At 73.0% G+C, this 19,731-nt stretch carries 25 protein-coding genes and 1 pseudogene; 12 read left to right on the plus strand and 14 right to left on the minus strand.

Features of this window, described 5'->3' with window-relative positions; genetic code table 11:
- Positions 1 to 137 precede the first annotated feature (137 nt).
- Together AB0N03_RS35655 and AB0N03_RS35660 are read left to right on the plus strand one after the other, a co-directional pair.
- Positions 138 to 497, plus strand: coding sequence for a hypothetical protein (locus tag AB0N03_RS35655; protein WP_364381315.1), 360 nt, complete (start codon positions 138 to 140; stop codon positions 495 to 497).
- Positions 494 to 1,489 carry a sensor histidine kinase gene (locus AB0N03_RS35660; protein ID WP_364381317.1) on the plus strand — a complete coding sequence of 332 codons (996 nt, stop codon included), beginning with the start codon at positions 494 to 496 and terminating at the stop codon, positions 1,487 to 1,489. Before AB0N03_RS35655 ends, AB0N03_RS35660 begins: the two co-directional genes overlap by 4 nt.
- Here the strand turns inward: AB0N03_RS35660 and AB0N03_RS35665 are convergent.
- Together AB0N03_RS35665 and AB0N03_RS35670 are read right to left on the minus strand one after the other, a co-directional pair.
- Positions 1,473 to 2,420 carry a GNAT family N-acetyltransferase gene (locus AB0N03_RS35665; RefSeq protein ID WP_364381320.1) on the minus strand — a complete coding sequence of 316 codons (948 nt, stop codon included), beginning with the start codon at positions 2,418 to 2,420 and terminating at the stop codon, positions 1,473 to 1,475. The genes AB0N03_RS35660 and AB0N03_RS35665 overlap by 17 nt on opposite strands.
- Before the next feature lie 55 nt (positions 2,421 to 2,475).
- Complete coding sequence (locus AB0N03_RS35670) at positions 2,476 to 2,943, minus strand: glycogen operon protein GlgX (RefSeq protein ID WP_364381323.1); 468 nt, start codon at positions 2,941 to 2,943, stop codon at positions 2,476 to 2,478.
- 86 nt (positions 2,944 to 3,029) lie between these two features.
- On the opposite strand from AB0N03_RS35670, the gene AB0N03_RS35675 reads away from it, so the two are divergent.
- A complete protein-coding gene (locus AB0N03_RS35675; RefSeq protein ID WP_364381326.1) occupies positions 3,030 to 3,749 on the plus strand; it encodes a TetR family transcriptional regulator in 720 nt (239 codons plus the stop codon).
- A 354-nt stretch (positions 3,750 to 4,103) separates the two neighbouring features.
- On the opposite strand, the gene AB0N03_RS35680 is transcribed toward AB0N03_RS35675, so the two are convergent.
- Positions 4,104 to 4,784 (minus strand): TetR/AcrR family transcriptional regulator, encoded by a 681-nt coding sequence (locus AB0N03_RS35680; RefSeq protein ID WP_364381329.1) that lies wholly within the window; start codon positions 4,782 to 4,784, stop codon positions 4,104 to 4,106.
- Positions 4,785 to 4,847: 63 nt separating this feature from the next.
- Here AB0N03_RS35680 and AB0N03_RS35685 point away from each other — a divergent pair, with 63 nt between their 5' ends.
- Entirely contained in the window at positions 4,848 to 5,954 is a 1,107-nt protein-coding gene (locus AB0N03_RS35685; protein ID WP_364381332.1) for an NAD(P)/FAD-dependent oxidoreductase, read from the plus strand.
- Between the two features lie 10 nt (positions 5,955 to 5,964).
- On the opposite strand, the gene AB0N03_RS35690 is transcribed toward AB0N03_RS35685, so the two are convergent.
- Genes AB0N03_RS35690 through AB0N03_RS35705 form a run of 4 tightly spaced genes read right to left on the minus strand, consistent with a single transcriptional unit; the run spans position 5,965 to position 9,486 of the window.
- Entirely contained in the window at positions 5,965 to 6,885 is a 921-nt protein-coding gene (locus AB0N03_RS35690) for a VOC family protein (RefSeq protein ID WP_364381335.1), read from the minus strand.
- Between the two features lie 15 nt (positions 6,886 to 6,900).
- Positions 6,901 to 8,088, minus strand: a complete 1,188-nt coding sequence (locus AB0N03_RS35695) for an acyl-CoA dehydrogenase family protein (RefSeq protein WP_364381337.1) — start codon at positions 8,086 to 8,088, stop codon at positions 6,901 to 6,903.
- A 25-nt stretch (positions 8,089 to 8,113) separates the two neighbouring features.
- On the minus strand, positions 8,114 to 8,647 hold the full coding sequence (locus tag AB0N03_RS35700; protein ID WP_364381340.1) for a flavin reductase family protein: 534 nt from the start codon (positions 8,645 to 8,647) through the stop codon (positions 8,114 to 8,116).
- Positions 8,644 to 9,486 carry a fumarylacetoacetate hydrolase family protein gene (locus AB0N03_RS35705; RefSeq protein ID WP_364381343.1) on the minus strand — a complete coding sequence of 281 codons (843 nt, stop codon included), beginning with the start codon at positions 9,484 to 9,486 and terminating at the stop codon, positions 8,644 to 8,646. Before AB0N03_RS35705 ends, AB0N03_RS35700 begins: the two co-directional genes overlap by 4 nt.
- 167 nt (positions 9,487 to 9,653) lie before the next feature.
- On the opposite strand from AB0N03_RS35705, the gene AB0N03_RS35710 reads away from it, so the two are divergent.
- From AB0N03_RS35710 to AB0N03_RS35725, 4 genes and pseudogenes are all read left to right on the plus strand, one after another.
- Entirely contained in the window at positions 9,654 to 10,343 is a 690-nt protein-coding gene (locus tag AB0N03_RS35710; RefSeq protein WP_364381346.1) for a GntR family transcriptional regulator, read from the plus strand.
- Complete coding sequence (locus AB0N03_RS35715) at positions 10,340 to 11,383, plus strand: amidohydrolase family protein (RefSeq protein ID WP_364381349.1); 1,044 nt, start codon at positions 10,340 to 10,342, stop codon at positions 11,381 to 11,383. Before AB0N03_RS35710 ends, AB0N03_RS35715 begins: the two co-directional genes overlap by 4 nt.
- A pseudogene (locus AB0N03_RS35720) lies at positions 11,380 to 11,525 on the plus strand (amidohydrolase); the annotation flags it as partial. The gene AB0N03_RS35715 and the pseudogene AB0N03_RS35720, both read left to right, overlap by 4 nt.
- Positions 11,523 to 12,341 (plus strand): amidohydrolase family protein, encoded by an 819-nt coding sequence (locus tag AB0N03_RS35725; protein WP_364381385.1) that lies wholly within the window; start codon positions 11,523 to 11,525, stop codon positions 12,339 to 12,341. The pseudogene AB0N03_RS35720 and the gene AB0N03_RS35725, both read left to right, overlap by 3 nt.
- A gap of 82 nt (positions 12,342 to 12,423) precedes the next feature.
- On the opposite strand, the gene AB0N03_RS35730 is transcribed toward AB0N03_RS35725, so the two are convergent.
- A complete protein-coding gene (locus tag AB0N03_RS35730; RefSeq protein WP_364381352.1) occupies positions 12,424 to 12,564 on the minus strand; it encodes a hypothetical protein in 141 nt (46 codons plus the stop codon).
- Positions 12,565 to 12,730: 166 nt separating this feature from the next.
- Entirely contained in the window at positions 12,731 to 13,156 is a 426-nt protein-coding gene (locus tag AB0N03_RS35735) for a DUF6069 family protein (protein WP_364381354.1), read from the minus strand.
- 62 nt (positions 13,157 to 13,218) lie between these two features.
- Here AB0N03_RS35735 and AB0N03_RS35740 point away from each other — a divergent pair, with 62 nt between their 5' ends.
- Positions 13,219 to 13,719 (plus strand): MarR family transcriptional regulator, encoded by a 501-nt coding sequence (locus tag AB0N03_RS35740; protein ID WP_364381357.1) that lies wholly within the window; start codon positions 13,219 to 13,221, stop codon positions 13,717 to 13,719.
- Between the two features lie 34 nt (positions 13,720 to 13,753).
- The gene (locus AB0N03_RS35745) at positions 13,754 to 14,005 is read left to right on the plus strand and encodes a Rieske 2Fe-2S domain-containing protein (protein WP_364381359.1); all 252 of its coding nucleotides are present in this window, start codon (positions 13,754 to 13,756) and stop codon (positions 14,003 to 14,005) included.
- A gap of 4 nt (positions 14,006 to 14,009) precedes the next feature.
- Here AB0N03_RS35745 and AB0N03_RS35750 read toward each other — a convergent pair whose 3' ends face one another.
- Positions 14,010 to 14,777 carry an SDR family oxidoreductase gene (locus AB0N03_RS35750; protein WP_364381362.1) on the minus strand — a complete coding sequence of 256 codons (768 nt, stop codon included), beginning with the start codon at positions 14,775 to 14,777 and terminating at the stop codon, positions 14,010 to 14,012.
- A complete protein-coding gene (locus AB0N03_RS35755; protein WP_364381365.1) occupies positions 14,774 to 15,343 on the minus strand; it encodes a TetR family transcriptional regulator in 570 nt (189 codons plus the stop codon). The genes AB0N03_RS35750 and AB0N03_RS35755 overlap by 4 nt, the downstream gene beginning before the upstream one ends.
- A gap of 122 nt (positions 15,344 to 15,465) precedes the next feature.
- On the opposite strand from AB0N03_RS35755, the gene AB0N03_RS35760 reads away from it, so the two are divergent.
- Complete coding sequence (locus AB0N03_RS35760; RefSeq protein ID WP_364381367.1) at positions 15,466 to 16,350, plus strand: SDR family oxidoreductase; 885 nt, start codon at positions 15,466 to 15,468, stop codon at positions 16,348 to 16,350.
- On the opposite strand, the gene AB0N03_RS35765 is transcribed toward AB0N03_RS35760, so the two are convergent.
- The 3 genes from AB0N03_RS35765 to AB0N03_RS35775 form a co-directional block, all read right to left on the minus strand.
- On the minus strand, positions 16,347 to 17,081 hold the full coding sequence (locus tag AB0N03_RS35765) for a cupin domain-containing protein (protein WP_364381370.1): 735 nt from the start codon (positions 17,079 to 17,081) through the stop codon (positions 16,347 to 16,349). The two genes, AB0N03_RS35760 and AB0N03_RS35765, sit on opposite strands and share 4 nt — an antisense overlap.
- A gap of 10 nt (positions 17,082 to 17,091) precedes the next feature.
- Positions 17,092 to 17,655: a helix-turn-helix domain-containing protein gene (locus tag AB0N03_RS35770; RefSeq protein WP_364381373.1), complete on the minus strand. Its 564-nt coding sequence runs from the start codon at positions 17,653 to 17,655 to the stop codon at positions 17,092 to 17,094.
- A gap of 70 nt (positions 17,656 to 17,725) precedes the next feature.
- Positions 17,726 to 18,244: a helix-turn-helix domain-containing protein gene (locus AB0N03_RS35775; RefSeq protein WP_364381376.1), complete on the minus strand. Its 519-nt coding sequence runs from the start codon at positions 18,242 to 18,244 to the stop codon at positions 17,726 to 17,728.
- 92 nt (positions 18,245 to 18,336) lie between these two features.
- Between AB0N03_RS35775 and AB0N03_RS35780 the strand changes: the two genes are divergently transcribed.
- On the plus strand, positions 18,337 to 19,731 hold a 1,395-nt coding region (locus AB0N03_RS35780; RefSeq protein WP_364381379.1), incomplete at its 3' end, for an MFS transporter.

The following is a 19,731-nucleotide window of genomic DNA, read 5'->3' on the forward strand; positions in this document are numbered from 1 at the left end:
GTCCTGGGGTAGCGCGGTGCGAACCTCGGTGCCGCTTCAGCCGAGCCACCGCCGCGCCCGCCCGGGTCGGCCGGCGCCGCCTCGATCAGCCCGAAGCACAGGCCGGCCCGAGTGCTCGTGTCGCGTACCCTCGGAGCGTGCAGATGCCGACACAGCCGGACAGCGAGCCGTCTTCGCCGGTGCGCAGCCACGTGTGCCGCGGCTTCCGGCGGCGGGCCGGGTTCACCGTCCCCGCGCGGGATTCCCTGGCCGCGGGGGAGCGGGTGCGCTACGTGGCCCCGGGTGACGAGGCTTCGCTGACCGCGCGGCTGGGGGCCGACGGCCGGTTCGCCGACGGTTTCCGCCGCGGTGCCGTGCGCCACCGCAGCCTGTGCGACGGCGCCGACTACGGCGAGCGTCACGCCACGACGGTAGTCCTGCGGACGCGGCTGAGCACGCCGGGCCGCCTCCTCGAGCTGTTCGGCCTGACCGGGGTCCGCGTGGAGCGTGCGGCATGACCGCCGACTCGCGGCTCGCCCCGAGGGGCTACGACCACGCCGCCGTCCACTACCGCTCCGACGCCGAACTGCTCGCCGTCGCCGTGCCGTTCCTCGAGGCCGGCCTGACCGCGGGCGAACCGACCTTCGTGTCCTTGGAACCGGACCGCGCCGAGCTGGTGCGCCGGGCGCTCGCCCCCGCCGCGGACGCGCGGTACCTGGCGACGGACGACCTCTACGCGCGGCCCGCCGTCGCGATCAAGTCCTACCGCGAGATGATGGCCGGGCTCGTCGCCGACGGCGCCGCCGGCATCCGCATCTTCGGGGAGATCCCGCGCGCGGCGATCGACACGTCGTGGGACGGGTGGGCCCGCTACGAGGCCACCGTCAACCACGCCTACGACGAGTTCCCGTTGCGCAGCATGTGCGCCTACGACACGCGGACCACCCCGCGCCACGTGCTCGAAGACGTCGCCCGGACGCACCCGTTCGTCGCCACGCCCGGCGGCGGGCACCGCAGCAACGCCGGCTACGTCGACCCGCCGGCCTTCCTGGCCGGCCCGCGGCCGATGACGCCGTACCCGATCCAGCACACCGCCCCGCTCGTGGAGCTCACCGACCCGCAGCCTTCGGCCGCCCGCCGGGCCGTGCTCGAGGTCAACCGGACCGGCCTGCCCGCGGCGGAGATCGACGACCTCGTCCTGGCGGTCAGCGAGATCGTGGACAACTCGGTGCGCCACGGCCGCCCGCCGATCGCGATGCGGGTCTGGGCGGACACCGACCACCTGGTCGTGACGGTGCACGACACCGGCGAGGGCCCGAGCGACCCGTTCGCCGGCCTGCTGCCCGCCGACCGCCACATCGGCGGCCGCGGGCTGTGGATCGCGCACCAGATCTGCAGCGAGGTGGCCCTGCACCGCGACGAGACGGGCTTCACCGCCCGGCTCACCGCGGGCAACCCGTGGCTCCACCGCACCGCGGACCGAGCGGCGGAGCTCAGCTCGGGGTCTTGATCAGCGGCGCGTCCCGCGAAATCTCCCGGAAGCCGACGCCGTAGTACAGCCCGCGCGCCTTGGGGTGGCCCGGCGCGCCGAGGCAGGCGACGGTCGCGTGCCGCGCGCCCGCCGCCCGGGCGCGGTGCATCCCGTGCAGCAGCATCGCCCGCCCCAGCCCGAGGCGCCGGTGGCCCGGGTGCGTTCCGACCGGCTCGAACTCGACGGTCTCGTTCACCTCGTCGAGCCACAGGATCGCCGACGCCGCCATCGTCGCGTCCGGTGCCTCCACCAGCACGTGCAGGTCGCCGCGATACGCCGGCGTCCGCCGGACTCCTTCGTAACTCGAAGCCGTGTACGAAGAGGGAGCCCAGGCGTCCACATGGGCCTGGACCGCGGCCGCCGGTCCCGCCTCGTCCGCGGTGCGGAACCGGAATCCCTTAGGCAGCACCGGCTCTTCGATCTCAATGAGGTCGCGCTCGTTGAGCTGGGTCCAGGACCCGGTGTCGCCGAGGGCGGCCGGGTCGGTCTCGTAGCCGTGCGCGGCCCAGCGCTTCGACGCGAACTCGTCGGCGGCGCCCGGCAGCACCGTGCGCTCGATGTTCCCGGCCGTGGCGTCGAACCAGGTGATCACGTCGTCCACCAGTCGCGCGTGCTCCGGGTGGACTTGGCAGGCCAGGTACGCGCCGGTGACGTCCTTCACCGACCCGTCGTTGCGCCGCACCCGGCGCGGGAGCTGGGCCCAGCCCCACGCCACCAGTTCGCCGCCGGAGAACCACAGCCGGCGCGGCCAGTGCGCGCCGTCGGCGGCGTGCCCCCGGCCCCAGTTCCAGGCCAGCTCGCCGTACGACGCGTCGCTGTTCACCAGGTCCGGGTGGGTGGCGGTGACCCGCTGCGCCAAGCCCTGCATGAGCTCGACGTCCGCGGCGGTCAGGAGCTCGACGTTCCCCATGGTCCGCACTGTGTCACCGACCCCGCGAAGCCGTCGAACCGTTTTCCCGTCCGGGCTACCGGCGCTCGGGGAGGCCCGCGAGGACCGCACCCAGGCTCGGCAACCATCGCTGCTGCGGATCCGGCGGCGAAAGCCACTCCGTCGCGACGTCCACGCGGCGGGCGCCGACGGGCAAGGGGAGCAGCGTTCCCCACGCGAGCACCTCGACGTTCCGGGGCAACGCCGAGCGCGGGGGGATCAGGCCGTCGGTCTCCGCGAGGAGCGCGACCCGCGGGCCGTGCTGGGTCGGGAGGTGCATGGCCGGCCCTTGGCAGCCCGTCGCCGCCAGCCGGGTCAGGACCGGGCCGGCGCTGAGCTTGGGCAGGGTCACCGCGCAGATCCCGTTCTCCAGCGCCAGGAACGGGTGGACGCCGCGCCATTTCACCGGCCAGCCGAAGAGGCGGCCGTAGAAGGCGTCGACCCGGTCGCCCGCCGGGTCCCGGGGCGCGGCGGTGCTCGCCGGCACCTGCTGGTCGAGCGACATCGTCGACGCCTTTCCACGGGGTGGGTGATGCTGTCAGCCTAACGGCACTCAGTGCCGCTAGCAAGCATGGCTGCTACCGTCCGGCCATGACGGATTCGCCGCGCCGCGCGCCGGCCACCCGGGTCGGGGCGACCCCCGCCGGCCGGCGGCAGCTGCGCCGCGCCCTCGCCTCCGCGGCCGTGGACCTGTTCGCGGCCAACGGTTACGAGGCCACGACGGTGGACGACATCGCGGCCGCCGCCGGTGTCGGGCGCCGCACGTTCTTCCGCTACTTCGACGCCAAGGACGACGTGCTCTTCGCCAACCACGACGAGATCGTCGCGGAGATGGAGGAGGAGTTCGCCGCCGCCGACCCCGCGCGCGACCCGGTCGAGGTGGCGTGCGCCGCGGTCGGCCTGGTGCTCGACTCCTACGCCGACGATCTCGACGTGTCGCTCAAGCGGTTCGCCTTGACCCGCACGGTCCCTTCGGTGCGGGACAAGGAGGTCGCGACCGTCGACCGCTACCAGCGGGTGCTCGCGCGCTACCTGCAGGGCCGGTTCGAGGAACAGGGCGACGAGACGGCGAGCCTGCGCGCGGCCGTCGCCGCGGCGGCCATCGCGGCCGCCAACAACCACGTCCTCCGGCGCTGGCTGCGCGCCGGCGGAACCGGCGACATCAAGGCCGCCGCGGCCGAGGCGTTCGCGCTGGTGGCCGACGCGTTCCGGGCCCCGGGCCGCGACGAGGCCACGGTGGTCGCGGTCCTCACCACGGCGACCCCCCTGCACGAGGTCGTCGCCCAGGTGGGCGCGGTCCTGCGCGGCTGACCGGCGCTGGTGGTACTGGCACCGAGTGCCACTCCGGTCGCTCCGGGGGCGCCAAACGTCTTGAATGAGTCATTCAGGACCTCTGCCACCAGGGCTCCGGCAAGTCGCGTTGGCCGGGCGGGACGTCATGAAAGAGTCGTTCATGACGCTGGACGGCAGGAAAGAGTCGTTCATGACGTCGCCAACCCGCGCCGAACGTCGCGAATGAGTCATTCGGGACCTCCGACGCCCCCAATGACTCATTCGCGACACCCGACTCCGCGCGCGGCCGTGACTTTGCCGGGACCCTGACCTCCCACGACCGGAATGAGTCATTCAAGACATGCGGCACCGTCCGCACCACCGGAAAGGGTCCTAGCCCGGTCCGGCGGGCAGGTGGACGGCCGTGATGCCGGCGAGGACGAGGTCGACCCCGGCGAGGAACTGCTCGCGGTCGTCGTGCCCGCGCAGCTCCGCCGCGACCGCCCGGGTGAACGGGTACTCCGCCGGATCCAATTCCTCCCAAGCGCTCGACACCGCGTCGAGGAACTCGTCCCGGTTCGTGTGCGGCCCCGCGCTCCGGGCGTTCGTGGCGTTCTGGCCGGCGGCGCCGAGGAGGTAGCTGACCAGCGCCGAGGTCGTGGTGAACCAGTGGCCTTGCGGCACGCCGAGCGCGCGGACCTGCCGGCCGATGGTTTCGAAGATCCGGGGCGGCACCGTGCCCCGCGAGAGCTGCAACGCCAGCTGCGTCGCCAGCCACGGGTGCCCTTCGATCGCGTCGAACAGGCCGAGCGCCACCGCGCGCACCCGGTCGCGGGGCGGGCCGGGGGCGTCCGCCGCCAGCGCGGTGGCCAGGACGCCGTCGGTGGCCGCGGCCAGGAGCTCGTCCTTGTTCGCCACGTGCCAGTAGATCGCCCCCGCTCCGGTGGCGAGGCGTTCGGTCAGCGTCCGGAACGTCAGCCCGGCCTCGCCGGACGTGTCGAGCAGCTCGACCGCCGCCTCGACGATCCGGTCCCGGCTGAGGGCCTCGGCGCGCCGGCGGGTGCGTGGTGTCATGCCTCATCTTGACATGCCTGGAACGCTGTTCCAAACTGGAATGACATTCCATAAGGAGGCATCATGAACGTCACGATCATCGGCGCGGGGCTCGGCGGCCTCGTCCTCGCTCGCGTCCTGCACGTCCACGGCATCGGAGTCACGGTCTACGAGGCCGAGCCGTCCCCGACCGCCCGCGGGCAGGGCGGGATGCTCGACATCCACGACCACAACGGCCAGGTCGCCCTCGAAGCGGCCGGCCTGACGGACGGGTTCCGCGCGCTCGTCCTGGACGGGCACCAGGCCACCCGGATCCTCGACCGCGACGGCTCGATCCGCTACGACGAGCCCGACGACGGCACCGGAGGACGCCCGGAAGTGCAACGCGGCGAGCTGCGGCAGCTCCTGCTCGACTCGCTGCCCGACGGCACCGTCCACTGGGGACACAAGGTCGGCGGCGTCCGCGCGCTGGGCGGCGGTCGGCACGAAGTGACCTTCGCCGACGGCACCACCGTCACCACGACCCTGCTGGTCGGCGCGGACGGCGCGTGGTCGAAGGTCCGGCCGCTGCTTTCGGCGGCGACCCCCGAGTACACCGGCCGGTCGTACGTCGAGACCTTCCTGTACGACGCCGACACCCGGCACCCGGCCGCCGCGAAGGCGGTCGGCGGCGGCGCCCTGTTCGCGCTCGCCCCCGGCAAGGGGATCCAGGCCCACCGCGAAAAGGGCGACACGCTGCACGCCTACGTGGCGCTGACCGAGCCGGTGCAGTGGTTCGGCGACTTCACCGACGCGGCCGCCGCGACCGAGCGGACCGCGCGGGAGTTCGAGGGCTGGGCCCCGGAGCTGACCGCACTGATCACCGACAGCGACACCGCGCCGGTCCTGCGCCCGCTGCACACCCTGCCGGTCGAGCACCGGTGGGACCGCGTGCCGAGCGTGACGCTCGTCGGCGACGCCGCCCACCTCGCCGCCCCGAACGGCGAAGGCGCGAACCTGGCCATGCTCGACGGCGCCGAGCTCGGCCGGGCGCTGGCCGCACACGACGACGTCGAGGCCGCCCTCGCCGGGTTCGAGCAGGCCATGTTCGTCCGCAGCGCCGAGGCGGCCGCCGACGGCGACGAGCTCCACGAGTTGCTCTACGGCGATGACACCCCGCGCGGCCTGGTCGCCATGTTCCAGGGGAAGTGAATCCGCTCGCTCACGCGCCGTCGTGGGCGTCGGTCATCAGGTCCGCCAGGTCCTCCGGCGCCAGGAACGACGGCGGGGGCGGCGGGCCCCACGCGTAGAGGCTCTTCTCGCCGGCGACGACGCGGGGCTCCCAGAGCTGGTCTTCGAGGATGCAGTCGATGTCGGAGTAGTACTCGGAGAAGTTGCCGGCGGGATCGCGCAGGTACCAGAAGAAGTTCGAGCCGATGTAGTGCCGGCCCAGGCCCCAGGTGTGGCGTTCCGGGTGGCCCTCGAGCATCGCGGTGGCGCCGCGGCCGACCTCGTCGACGTCGTCGACCTCCCAGGACGTGTGGTGCAGGAAGCTCACCGGCGCCTGCTGCACCAGCACGTTGTGGTGGTCGGTCGAACAGCGCATGAACGAGGCGAAACCAGGTGCCTCGTCGCTGATCTTGAACCCGAGGCCCTCGGTGAAGAACCGCTGCGTCGCGGCCTGGTCGGTCGAGCCGAACACGACGTGCCCGAGCTTGCGCGGCCGCACCGCGGACTCGCGGTCGATGCCCGGCGCCCGGGTGTTCGCCCGCCGGGTCGAACCGGGCCCGTTGTAGGCCACCGGTTCCGGCGGTTCCTGGCGAAGTCGCGAGGCGACCGACACGACGACGTCGAGCCCGGTGCTCGGGTCCTTTGTGTACAGAGACTCGCCTTCGCTGCGGCTCTCGACGTCGAGACGGGCCAGCGACGCGGTGATGCGGCCGAGGTCGTCCGGGTCGTCGGCCCCGATGCCGAGGGTGAGCAGCCGGCGCTGCGGGGTTTGCCGGAGTTCGAGCTGTTCGCCACCGTCGGCGGTGGCGAACCCGGACGCGGTCGGCGTCAGGCCGAACTCCGTGTAGTACTTGGCGGTCTCGTCGACGTCCGGGACGCCGATGGCGATCTTGGTGAGGCGGTGCAGGCTCATGACGGGTCCCTCCGGTCAGACGAGCGGGGTGATCTGGTCTTCGCGCCCGAGCAGCGCCTTGCCGTAGACCTCGTAGTTGACCGCCGGCGCCGCGATCGCGTGCCGGGCGGCCACGGCGGAGTCGCGCCAGATCCGCTGCAACGGGTTGACGTCGGCGAAACTTCCCGCGCCGTGCGCCGAAAGCAGGATGTCGACCGCGCGGGTGATGTTCTCGACGGCCCAGCCGGTGTCGGCGCGGGTCCGCGCGCGGGCTTCGACGCCGGGGTACGTGCCCGCCGACGCCGCGTCGATGTCGTCGGCCGCACGGTAGGCGTGCAGGTGGGCGGTGTCGATCCGCATCGCCGCTTCGGCCAGCTGGAGCTGGAAGGCGACGGAGTCCGCTTGGGTCGCGTAGGTCGTGTAGGAGACCGGCTTGCGGCCGGCCTTCTCCTTGACCAGCTTCAGCGCCTTGCGGCCGAGGCCCAGCTGCGGCCCGGCCAGCACCAGCGTCAGCACCGGGACGAGCGCGGCCCGGAACAGGTCCTCCTCGGGCTCGCCGTTCGGGTACTGCCCGCCGATCGCCGGCGGCACCGACATCACCCGGTGCCCGGGCACGAAGACGTCGTCGGCGATCAGGCAGTTGGAGCCCGACGAACGCATCCCGGCGACGAACCAGGTGTCCTCGAAGCCGAGGTCGGTGCGGGGGAGCAGGGCCATGCCCTGGTCGACGACCTCGCCGCGCTCGTCGGTCAGCGGGATGCCGAGGCCCGCCCAGTCGGCGTGCCACGAGCCGGAGTTGTAGTACCAGCGCCCGGTCACGCGCCAGCCACCGTCCACTTTGGTCGTCTCGGCGGTCGGGGCGAGCACGCCGGACACCTTCGCGTCGGGGTTCGCGCCCCAGATGTCGTCCTGGGCCTGGACGCTGAAGAGCCCGGCGAGCCACGCGCAGACGTTGCTCAGCGCGACGACCCACGCGGTGCCGCCGTCGGCTTCGGCGACCGCGGACGAGACGTCGAGCATCGCGCGCACCGGCAGTCCGTAACCGCCGTAGCGGCGCGGCTGGGCGATCTTGAACGCGCCGGCGTCGGTCAGTGCCGTGATGCTCTCTTCGACGACCCGCCGGTCGGCTTCGCCCTGGGCGGCGTTCTTTTCCAGCAGTGGCTGGAGTTCGGCGATGCGGGCGAGAACCTGGTCGGCCGTGGGCCGTTCGGTCGCGAGGGTCATGACGGCGGTGTCCTTTCCGGGCGGGTCAGCGGGCGCAGGCGGCGATCTGGTCGGTGATGAGCGGGCGGGGCCGCTCGGCGAAGCGGGAGTGGGTGCCGAACGTGCGGTGGGCGTAGACGAGCGGCGGCAGGTCGGTGCGGCCGAAGTCGGTGACCAGGCCGAACAGCAGGAGGTGGTCGCCGGCCTCGACGACGCGGTCCAGCTCGCAGGCCACCCAGCCTGCGGCGTCGCGCAGCCGGGGCAGCCCGCGGTCGGCGAACCACGCCGTCTCGCCGCCGAACCGGTCGGCGCCGCGGGTGGCGAACCGGACGGCGAGGTCGTCCTGGCCCTGGCCGAGCAGGTTCACGCCGAACCGGCCCGCGCCGAGGACCTCGGTCAACAGCGCCGAGCGCCGGTCGAAGGCGACGCTCACCAGTGGCGGCTCGAGCGAGAGCGAGGTGAACGAGCTGACCGTCGCGCCGTGCGGACGGCCGTCGGCGTCGCTCGTGGTGACCACCGTGACCGGTGCGCAGACCGCGGCCATCACCGCGCGGAACCGGTGTCCGTCCACAATGGTCATGACGGCTCCGCGAACCGGTGGCGCATCGTGCCGATGCCCTCGATCGTGGTCACCAGCTCGTCGCCGGCAGCCAGGAACCGCTGGGGTGAGCGGGCCATGCCGACGCCCGACGGAGTGCCGGTGAAGATGACGTCGCCGGGCCGCAGCGGCAGGATCGCCGACAGCCGCGCGACGATCTCGGGCACCGAGAAGATCAGGTCGCTGGTGCGGCCCTTCTGCACGGACTCGCCGTTGACCGCGCAGCTCAGCTCCAGGTTGTCGCGGTCGGCGAACTCGTCCGGCGTGACCAGCCACGGCCCGGTCGGCCCGAAGCCGGGCGCGGACTTCCCGAGGCTGAACTGCGGGGCGGGCCCGGCCAGCTGCACCGTGCGGTCCGAAAGGTCCTGGCCGGCGGTCAGCCCGGCGACGTGGTCCCAGCCGTGCTCGGCGGAGACGTTCCGCGCCTCACGGCCGATGACGGCGACCAGCTCGACCTCCCAGTCCACAGTGGACCCGGTGAGCGCGATCTCGCCCTGCGGGCCGGTCAGGCAGCTGGGGAACTTCGTGAACACGGCGGGCGAGTCGGGCAGGCCGAGGCCGGACTCGGCGGCGTGGTCGCGGTAGTTCAGCCCGACGCCGAAGACCTGGGCCGGGGTGGGGGAGGGAGCCCGGAGGTCGGCCTCGTCGAACGCCTCGGCGTCGTCGGTCGGGGCGTCGGCCGCCCAGGCCGTGAACTCGTCCCAGCGGGCGTAGACGGCGTGGGGGTCGGCGGAGAAGCGCTGCCCGCCGGCGCGCTCGACGTCGACGGCGCCGGCTCCGGTGAGGAGGACGAGCCGGCCGGCGAGGTTGGCGATCCGCATCAAGATGCCTTTCGGTCGAGGAGCTCCGACGCCGTGATCCCACTCGGTCGCCTCCCGGAACGGTGCCGGGGCGACGAGGTGCGTCGGTCCGCTCATACTCTGCTCGCGCTATCCGACTGTCAAGAGAAGAATCGATTCTTGGGCGGAGAGTGTGTTACCGTCTCGGCATGGTGAAGAGAGCGGGTGGCGAGAGCCTGGCCGTGTCCGTGTACCACCGGCTGCGGTCGGCGATCCTCAACGGCGAACTGGCCCCGGGCGAGCGCGTCAAGCCCGCCGAGCTGAGCACGGAGTTCGAGGTCAGCCTCAGCGTGGTGCGCGAGGCGCTGGGCCTGCTCGCCGCCAAGGACCTCGTGCGGGTCGACCGCAACCGCGGGTTCCGGGTCACGCCGCTGTCGCTGCAGGCGCTCACGGACCTGACCGAGGCGCGCGCGATCAACGAGGGCTCGGCCCTGCGGCTGTCGGTGGCGCGCGGCGGCGTCACGTGGGAGTCGGAAGTCCTGGCCGCGCACCACCGGCTCGCCGGGCAGCCGATGATCCTGCCCGGGTCGCCGATGCGCCGCAACGAGGAGTGGGCCCGCGCGCACCTGGAGTTCCACCACACGCTGATCAAGGCGTGCGGCAACGTCGTGCTGCTCGACATCTGCACCCGGCTGTCCGACGCGGCCGAGCTGTACCGCGCCTGGTCCGGCCCCGGTGGCGAGGAACGCCACCGCGACGTCGCGGGCGAGCACCAGGGCCTGGTGGACGCCGCGCTGGCGCACGACGCCGACCTGGCCGTCGCCCGGTTCGAGGCGCACATCAACCGCACCAAGGAGATCCTGATGGAGTCGAGCTTTTCGGCCGAGGCGGCATCATGACCAAGACCGTCCTGACCGGCGTCCGCGTCTTCGACGGCGCCGCGCTGACCGAACCCACCACCGTCGTCATCGACGGGCCGCTGATCGGCGTCGACGCGACCGGCGCGGAGGTCGTCGACGGTGCCGGCGCCACCCTGCTGCCGGGGCTCTTCGACGCCCACGTGCACCTGCTCACCCCGGACGACCTGCGGGCGCTCGCCGCCCACGGCGTCACCACCGCGCTCGACATGGCGTGCTGGCCGCGCGACCGCGTCGACTCCTTCCGCGGCCGGGTGCCGGACATCCGCAGCGCGGGCCTGCCGGCGATCGGGCCCGGCGGCAACCACGCGAAGATGCCCGGCATGCCCGAGGAGGCGATCCTCACCGCGCCCGCCCAGGCCGCGGAGTTCGTCGCCCGCCGCGTGGCGGACGGGTCCGACTACCTCAAGGTCGTCATCGAAGGCGACTTGCTCGACCAGGCCACGATCGACGCCGTCGTCGACGAGGGCAAGGCGCACGGCAAGCTCACGGTGGCCCATGCGTCGTCCGTCGATGCCTACCAACGCGCGGTCCGGGCCGGGGCGGACGTGATCACCCACGTCCCGCGCGACGGCGTCCTCGACGCCGAGACCACGGCGAAGATGGCCGCACAGGGCCAGGTTGCCGTGCCGACGCTGACGATGATGGACGCGCTCACCACCAAACTCGGTGCCGACGGCTACGCGTTCAGCCGGGACTCGGTCACGGCGCTGCACGCGGCCGGCGTGCCGATCCTCGCGGGCACCGACGCGTTTTCCGCACCGATGCTGCCCGTGCCCGTCGTGCAAGGAGCGAGCCTGCACCAGGAACTGGCGCTGCTGGTCGAGGCGGGACTGTCCGAAACGGACGCTCTGCGGGCGGCGACCGACCTGCCCGCCCGGTACTTCGGCTTCCCCGACCGCGGCGCGGTGCGCGAAGGACTGCGGGCGGATCTGGTCCTCGTCGATGGCGACCCGACCCGGGACATCACCACGACCGGCAAGATCCGCCGCGTTTGGGCCGCCGGGGAAGTGGTCGTTTGAGCGGGCTCGTCGACGTCCACGCGCACTTCCTCACCCCGGAGTACGTCGAGGCCGCGATCGCGGGTGGGCACGGCTCGCCGGACGGCATGCCCGGCTGGCCGTCCTGGGACCAATCGAAGCATCTGGCGCTGATGGACCGCTGGGGCGTCGAGGTCTCGTTGCTGTCGATTTCCTCGCCCGGTGTCCACTTCGGCGACGACGCTGCCGCGCGACGCCTCGCGCGGCTCGTAAACGACACCGGCGCCGAAGCCCGCCGGGCGCACCCGGACCGGTTCGGGCACTTCGCGTCGCTGCCGCTGCCCGATGTGGACGGTGCGCTCGCCGAACTGGCGTACGCGGTCGACGAACTGGCCTGCGACGGCGTCACGATCGAGACCAACGCCGGCGGCCGTTACCTGGGCGATCCGGCGTTCGCTCCACTGTGGACGGAACTGGAACGCCGCCGGACGCCCGTGTTCGTCCACCCGACGTCCCGCCGCACGCCGAAGCGATCGCGCTCGGCCAGCCGCGGCCGATGCTGGAATTCCTCTTCGACACCGGCCGGGCGGTGAGCGACCTGGTCTTCATCGGGACTCTGCGGCGGTACCCGGGCATCCCCTGGATCTTCACCCACGGCGGGGGAGTGCTGCCGCTGCTGGCCGACCGCCTGGAGCTGTTCCGCACCGCGTTCGCCGGAGCTGCCGACGGACCGACGGTTCCCGAGCAGATCGGCGGCCTGTGGTTCGACATCGCGGGAACGCCGTTCCCGCAGCAGGTCCCGGCGTTCGAGCGCGCGTTCGGCACCGATCGGCTGCTGTACGGCAGCGACTTCTGCTGGACCCCGCCGGCCGCGGTCGACGCGCAACTGGCGAGCATCGACGCGGCCGCGCAACCGGCGGGCACCACCTGGCGGGAGCTCACCACCGGCAACTGCGCCCGGCTCTTTCCCCGGCTCTTTCCCCGGCTGCCTACGGTCTGAGCCGCTCGCGGCCGTCGCGGAAGAACGCCGTCACCTCACCGGCCAGGTCGCTCAGCGGGCGGGCGGCTCCGAACGGGGCGTTTCAGAACTCGCCCTCCCGCTTCTCGAACGGGCGCACGTAGGCGTAGGGCTCGCCCAGGTAGCCGTCGCCGGGGGAGACGCCGTAGTTGACCTCGTCGAGGGTGATCGCGACGTCGAAGTGCTCGGGCCACAGCACCGGCATGACGTCGGGGGCGAACTCGCGCAGGGCGCGGTCCCCGTCGGCGGTGTCTTGAATGAGTCATTCAGGACCTCCGAAGACCTGAATGACTCATTCAAGACATCAGCGGAGCCGTCGCGACTTTACCGGAGCCCTGCGTGGCAAGCGGCGTCCCGAAACCCCGGAGACGTTACCCGGCGACCCGGCCCGCAGCCGCGGTCACCGCGGCCGGCTCCCGCAAGGTCGGGCGCAGCGCGAGGACGACCGCCGTCGTGACCACCAGGTGCATCAGCATCAGCCCGACGACGTTGGCGGCGGTCGCGCCGGCGGTCAGGAGCAGCAGGTCCGGGACCCAGGTCAGGACGAGGACCGCGGGCACGACCATTCGCAGCGCCTTCGGGGCCCGGCGGGCGATCAGGATCCAGCCGGCGGTGCCGACGAGCAGCCCGAGCACGGTCGCCGGCAGGTAGGAGGCCGCGTTAAGGCCCATGCCGATCCCGCCGTCGTCGAGCGAGGACGCCGTCAGTGCGATGACGGCGTTCACGGCGGCGGCCGCCACGACGGCGACCCCCAGGCGGAGGGCCGTGGCGGACGTCCGGGTGGCGGTGGGGGTCATCGCTCCTCCTTGGGTTGCGTGTTAAACCCAAAGGTAGATTGAGTTGCGTGTTAAAGTCAAGCGTGGGCGAGCAAGAGGAAGAGCCGTTCGACCGGCTCGGAAAAGAAGAGCGGCGGGTGTGGATCAACCTGGCGAAGGTGCTGCTCACCCTGCCGGGAGCGCTGGAGAGCCAGCTGCTGCGGGACGCCGACCTGACGTTGCTGGGCTACATGATCCTGGCGCGGCTTTCCGTCGTGCCGGGGGAAAGCCTGCGGATGAGCGAGATCGCGGAGATGGCCAACGGGTCGCTGCCGCGGATCTCGCACGCGGTGGCCCGGCTGGAGGATCGCGGGTGGGTGACGCGGAAGGTGTGCACTGGTCAGGGCCGCCGGTTCACGACCGCGACCCTGACCGACGCCGGGCGAGCGCACCTGGCGGCCGCGTCGCCCGCGCACGTGGCGAACGTGCGGCGCCTGGTGGTCGACCCGCTCGGGGACGACTTCGTGCGGCTCGGGGACGCGGTCGAGCGGATCGTCGAGAACCTCGGGCTGCCGACGGAAGTCCTCAAGCGGCCGGAAGCCTGACCGGCGCCGTCTCTACGACCGGAGGACGGACGCGGTGGCGGGGTTCGTCCAGCGCTCGGGCGGGGAGGTCCGGGCGGTCTCGGCGACCTGCACGCACCTGGGCTGCCGGCTGAACCTGGACGCCCCGGCGCGGCGGCTGAACTGCCCGTGCCACCGGACGTCCTTCGCGGTGGACGGCGTGGTCCTGACCCACCAGCTGCCGGTGACGCCGCCGCCGCTGCCGCACCTGGTGGTGCACGAAGCCGGGGGAGTGGTCGAGGTGCTGGTCCCGCCGGCGGGGGCATGACCGGTCAGCGCAGGTGCGACGCGCCGTTGACGTCGAGGATCGCGCCCGAACTCCACGCCGCCTCCGGGGAGGCGAGGTGGACGATCGCCGCGGCGACGTCCTCGGCGGTGCCCACCCGGCCGAACGGGCTCTGCTCCCGGAGGCCTTCGCCGCCCGGGCCGGCGAGCTTGGCCTCCTGGCGCTCGGTCGCCACGAACCCGGGCGCCACCGACGTCACCGAAATCCCGTGCGGGGCCAAGGCGATCGCCATCGACTGGCCGAAGGCGTGCAGCGCGGCTTTGCTCGCGCCGTACGCGGGGTGCTCGGGTTCGCCGCGGAACGCGCCGCGCGAGCCGACGTTGACGACGCTGCCCGGGCGGGCGTGCTCGATCAGGTGGCGGGCCACCGCCCACGTGACGTTCGCGGCGCCGAGGAGGTTGACCTCGACCGTGCGCCGCCACACCGCCACCCACTGGTCGTAGCCGACCTCGGCGACGGCGTGCCGGCTCTGCTCGGTCGGGGCCTGGGCGGCGTTGTTGACCAGGACGTCGACCCGGCCGAGCGTCGCGACCGCCTCGTCGACGACCTGGCGGGCCACCGCCGGGTCAGCCAGGTCGCCCGCGATGCACGTGTGTCCGGAGCCCGTCAGTTCGCTTAACGTCGTCTCGGCGTCTTCGCGGCGAGTCGCGTAGTGGACGGCCACGCGGTAGCCCCGGGCCGCGAACGCCACGGCGGTGGCCCGGCCGATGCCGCGCGACCCGCCCGTCACGAGCACGCCTTTTGCCTCGGTCATCGTTCGCCTCCCGCGGACAGGGCCCGCAGTTCGTCGAAAGCCTGCGAGAGGTGGACGTCCAGGCTCTGCGCCGGGTCGTCGATCCAGGCCTGGGCCGCGTGGTGGAAGGTCGCCCAGCCGGTCTGCGCGGCCAGGGCCGCCGGCCCGCCGGGGACGCCACGCCGGCGCAGCGCCTCCGCCAGCGCGTCGGAGAGCGACGCGTGCTTGGCCAGCTCGCGCTCGCGCAGCGCCGGGGTCGCGGCGATGATCGCCAGCCGCGGCTCGGAGAACGGGCGGTTGGTTTCGAGGATCCGCGCGGCCTTCCGGAACGCGCGCAGCAGGACTTCGAACGGCGTGAGGCCGTCGGGCGCCTCGGCGACCTCTTGCGTCATCGTGTCGCGCAGGTCGGCTTCGCCGTCGAAGAGGACCTCGCGCTTGTCCGGGAAGTGCCGGAAGTACGTGCGCTCGTTGACGCCGGCCCGCGCGGCGATCTCCGCCGTGGTGGTCCGGTCGAACCCGTGTTCCCCGTACAGCTCGAGAGCCGCCTGCTGGAGACGGCGGCGCGCTTCCGCTCCGCTTCGTGGCACGGGCCGAGGCTACCCCATTCCGCCAGTGACTGGCGTCACCTTGCGCCTCCGGCCGGTGCGGAGCGTAAGGTCAGTGACTGGCGCTAAGTAGCGCCAGTCACTGGCGTTAACGGGAGAATTCCATGCATGTCTTCGTCACCGGCGGTTCCGGCCAGACCGGCCCCACCGTCGTCGCCGAACTGCTCGCGGCCGGCCACGCCGTCACCGGCCTCGCGCGGTCGGACACCGCCGCCGCCCGGCTGAAGTCGTTGGGCGCCAACGCTCTCCGCGGCTCGTTGGAAGACCTCGGCAGCCTGCGCGGCGGCGCCGAAGCCGCCGACGGCGTCCTGCACATGGCCTTCGGCGGCGACTTCGCCGACCCGGACGACCTGACCCGGCGCGACACGGCCGCGATCGAGGCGCTGGGCCAGGCGGCGGCGGGAAAGCCGTTCGTCAGCACGTCGGGCACGCTGGTGCTGCCGGGCGGGCGCGAAACCACCGAGCGGGACGATCCCGACGCGCACGGCATCGCCGGCTTCCGCATCCCGGGCGAACAGGCGTGCCTGGGGTTCGGCGGCAGCGTGGTGCGGCTGGCGCCGACCGTCCACGGACCCGAGGACCACGGCTTCATCCCGATGCTCATCGCCACCGCCCGCAAGTCCGGCGTGTCGGCCTACGTCGGCGACGGCGCCAACCGCTGGCCCGCGGTGCACCGGCGCGACGCGGCGACCCTGTTCCGGTCGGCCTTGGAAGAGGCTCCCGCCGGCAGCGTCCTGCACGGCGTGGCCGAAAACGTGCCGTTCGAGAGCATCGCGGAGACGATCGCCCGCCGGCTCGGTGTGCCCACCGCGTCCTTGACTCCGGAAAAGGCCGCGACGCATTTCCCGAGTCCGTTCATGGCCCGGGTCTTCGGCTTCGACGGGCCGGTTTCCAGCACCGGAACGCGGCAGCTGCTCGACTGGGCGCCCACCCGGCCGGGCCTGCTGGAAGACCTGGAAACCGGCGACTACTTCGCCGCGGCGGCCTAGCTTTCCAGGGGGTCGAGGCGCGGGGTTTCCCCCGGTCCCGCGGGGAAGTGGGCGACGAAGGTGACGCCGTCCTCCTGCGCGTCGAAGCGGGCGATCCGCGCGGCTTCCGGCTCGTAGAAGACGTCGCCGGGCCGCAGCAGCGTCTCGGGTTCGCCCTCGATCTGGTAGATCGCCGACCCGGCCTCGATGCTGCCGAACACCGGTCCATTGTGGACGTGCAGGCCGGTGCCGTGGTCCGGTGCGATGGTGATGCGCCGGATCTCGACGTGGTCGACCACGCGCGGTGCCGGAAGCTGCTGCTCCAGCACCATGGTCCGGGAGACGGGCTCAGCGGGAGCGGGCGCGGGTTCGGCGCCGGCGACCGGGTCGCCGAACTCCGTCGCGGCGCCGTCGCCGGGGATCTCCTCGATCGCCAGGTGCGTCATCGCGCTGGTGTCGGTGGCGCCGTGCCAGTGCCATTCGCCGGCGGCGACGCGGACCGTGTCGCCGGGCCGGACCAGCTGGGCGGGGCCGCCGCGCCGTCGCACGTACCCGGTGCCCTCGGTGACGACCAGGACCTGGCCGAGCGGGTGCCGGTGCCAGCGGGTACGGGCGCCCGGCGCGAACTGCACCCGGTCCACTTGAGTCCGCGACGGGCCTTCGGGAACGGCGAGCGCCGTGACCCACGCGTTGCCGGTGATCGCGTCGGCGGGTGCGGCGGTGCTGGTCGGCGGAACGGGACGGACGTGCACGGAGAGCTCCTCAGCGGGTATGGGCGGTGAGCAGGGCCAGGACGCCGGAAATGGCCTGGTCGAACGGTTCTGGTGAGTTCGCGGCGCGAGCCAGGACGTAGCCGCCCTGCAGGACGGCGACGACGGTCGCGGCCAGGGCGGCGGCGTCCAGCTCGGCGGGCAGCTCGCCCGCCGCCCGGCCTTCGTCGAGGACCTCGGCCAGCCGGGCCCGCAGCCGGGTGAGCGTCTCGTCGACCGGCGCGCGCAGCTCCGGATCCGCGACGATCTCGGGGTCCTGGGTGAGCCGGCCGATGGGACAGCCCCGCAGTACTTCGCGCTCACGACGCAGGTATGCGGTGATTCGCTCGACGGCGGTCCCGGGCTTGCGCAGCTGTGCCTCGGCGGCGGCCAGCAGCTCGTCCGCACTGCGCCGCACGGCTTCCAGTGCCAGCTCCCGTTTACCGGAGAAGTGGTGGTACATGCTGCCCTGCCCCGCGCCGGCGTGCTGCTGGATGGCCTTGGGGCTGGTGCCCACGTAGCCGCGTTCCCACAACAGCTCCCGGGTGCTGTCGATGAGCTGGTTCCTGGTGTCCACGTCGAACACTGTACATACTAGTAGGTACAAAACGCCAGAGATTCCCTCGCCGAAGGAAGGCGCAGGCGACTCAGTGCACGGGCTGGAGGAGGGGGCGCGGCCGCGAGAGGATCGCGCTGACCTGGCCGTCTTCCGGGGACGGCGGGGTCAGGCCCGGGCCCGGTGTCATCACGGTCCGGGCGAGCGTCACGTCTTCGCCGCAACGCAGGCAGGCGCCTGACTGCGCCACCTCGCCCTCGCAGCCCGCGTGGACGAACACCCGCCGCCGGCCGTCCGGCGCGTAGTGCTCGTCGCCCCAGGCCGACAGGGCGCGCACGACCGGCCAGAGCCCCCGCCCCTTCGCCGTCAGCTCGTATTCACTTCGCTTGCCCGGCCCGGGCACGCGCTTGAGCACGCCTTCGCCGATCAGGAACTCCAGCCGTTCGGTCAGGACCGCGCGCGGGATGCCGAGGTGTTCGACGAAGTCGCTGAAGCGGCGGACGCCGAAGACCGCGTCGCGGACGATCAGCAGCGTCCAGCGCTCTCCGACGATCTCCAGGGCGCGGACCATCGAGCAGGCCTGGTTGGTGTATTCGCGGGGGAGTGCCATGCGCCCCAGTCTGCCACAGAAGAGTTCGGTCATCGAACCTAACGTGCTAGCCTTCCGGCGGAAGAGTTCGGTCACCGAATCAAGGAGTCCGCATGGCCAGCCGTCCCGGTGCCGTCCTCGTCGCCTCCGGCGGCGCGACCTTGCTCGCCCTCTTCGTCTTCACCGCACCGCTGTCGATCGTCCCGGCGGTGGCCGGCGGCCTCGGGGCCGGCGCGGTCGCGACGTCGTGGATCCTCAGCTCGATGAGCCTCGGGCTGGCCGTCGCGCTGCTGCCGGCCGGCGCGGTCGGCGACGACTTCGGCCGGCGGCGCGTCTTCGTCGCCGGGGCCGTCGTGACGGCCGTGGGGTCCGTGCTGTGCGCGGTCGCGCCCGGGCCGCTGACGTTCATCGCCGGCCGGGTCGTCGAGGGCCTCGGCGGTGCCGCGCTGATCGCGTGCGGGCTCGCGGTGCTCGGGCCGGCGTTCCCGGACGCCGCCGGCCGCGGCCGCGCGACCGGGCTTTGGGGTGCCTGCCTCGGCGCGGGCATCGCGATCGGCCCGCTGGCCGGTGCGGCCCTCGACCACGACTGGCGCGTGCTCTACGTCGTGATCACGGCGCTGTCGTTCGGCGTCGCCGTGCTGGGGTGGGTCCTGCTGGAGGAGTCCGTCTCGGCGCGGGCGCGGACGGTCGACCTGCCCGGCGCGCTCCTGCTGGGCGGTGGCCTCGCGGCGCTGCTGGCCGCGCTCACCGAAGGCCGGCAGGGCTGGACGAGCCCGCTGGAACTAACCTTGATCGCGGCGGCGGTCGTGCTGCTCGCGGCGTTCTTCGTCCACCAGAACGCCTCCGGCGGCGGGATGCTCGACCTGACGCTCTTCCGTCGCCCGGCTCTGGTATCGGCCACGACGGGCGCGTTCGTGGCCGGCGCCGGAGTCACCGCGCTGATGGCGTTCCTCTGCACGATGCTCGAGAACGGCCTCGCGCTCAGCCCCCTGCCGGCGGCGCTGGTGGTGCTGGCCTGGTCGGCGACGAGCGTGGTTTCGGCACTGCTGACGCGCCGGCTCCCGGCCACGCTCTCCGGCGGTGCGCGGCTGAGCGCGGGCCTGGTCGTGGTCGCCGTGGGGCTGGTGCCGCTCGCGTTCGTCACGCCGGGCTCGGGTGCGGCGTCCCTGCTGCCGGGCCTGGTGATCGCGGGGCTGGGCACGGGCGTGGTGAACGCGTCGCTGGGGCGCGAAGCGGTGGCGAGCGTGCCGCCGCACCGCACCGGCATGGGCAGCGGCATCAACAACACGAGCCGGTACGTCGGCGCGGCGCTCGGCGTCACGGTGGTCAGCGTGCTGGCGGTCCACGGCTCGCCGGCTGCCCTCACCGCGGGCTGGAACACCGCGGTCCTGGTGGGCATCGCGATATCCCTGGTGGGCGCCGCGGCGATCGCGGCCTCCGCGGCACGGGCCAACCGCGCCTGGTGGCCGGCTCGGCCTAGCCGGCGACGGCCGCGACGGCGCGGTTGG

The organism is Amycolatopsis sp. NPDC051061 (assembly GCF_040682935.1).
Taxonomy (GTDB): domain Bacteria; phylum Actinomycetota; class Actinomycetes; order Mycobacteriales; family Pseudonocardiaceae; genus Amycolatopsis.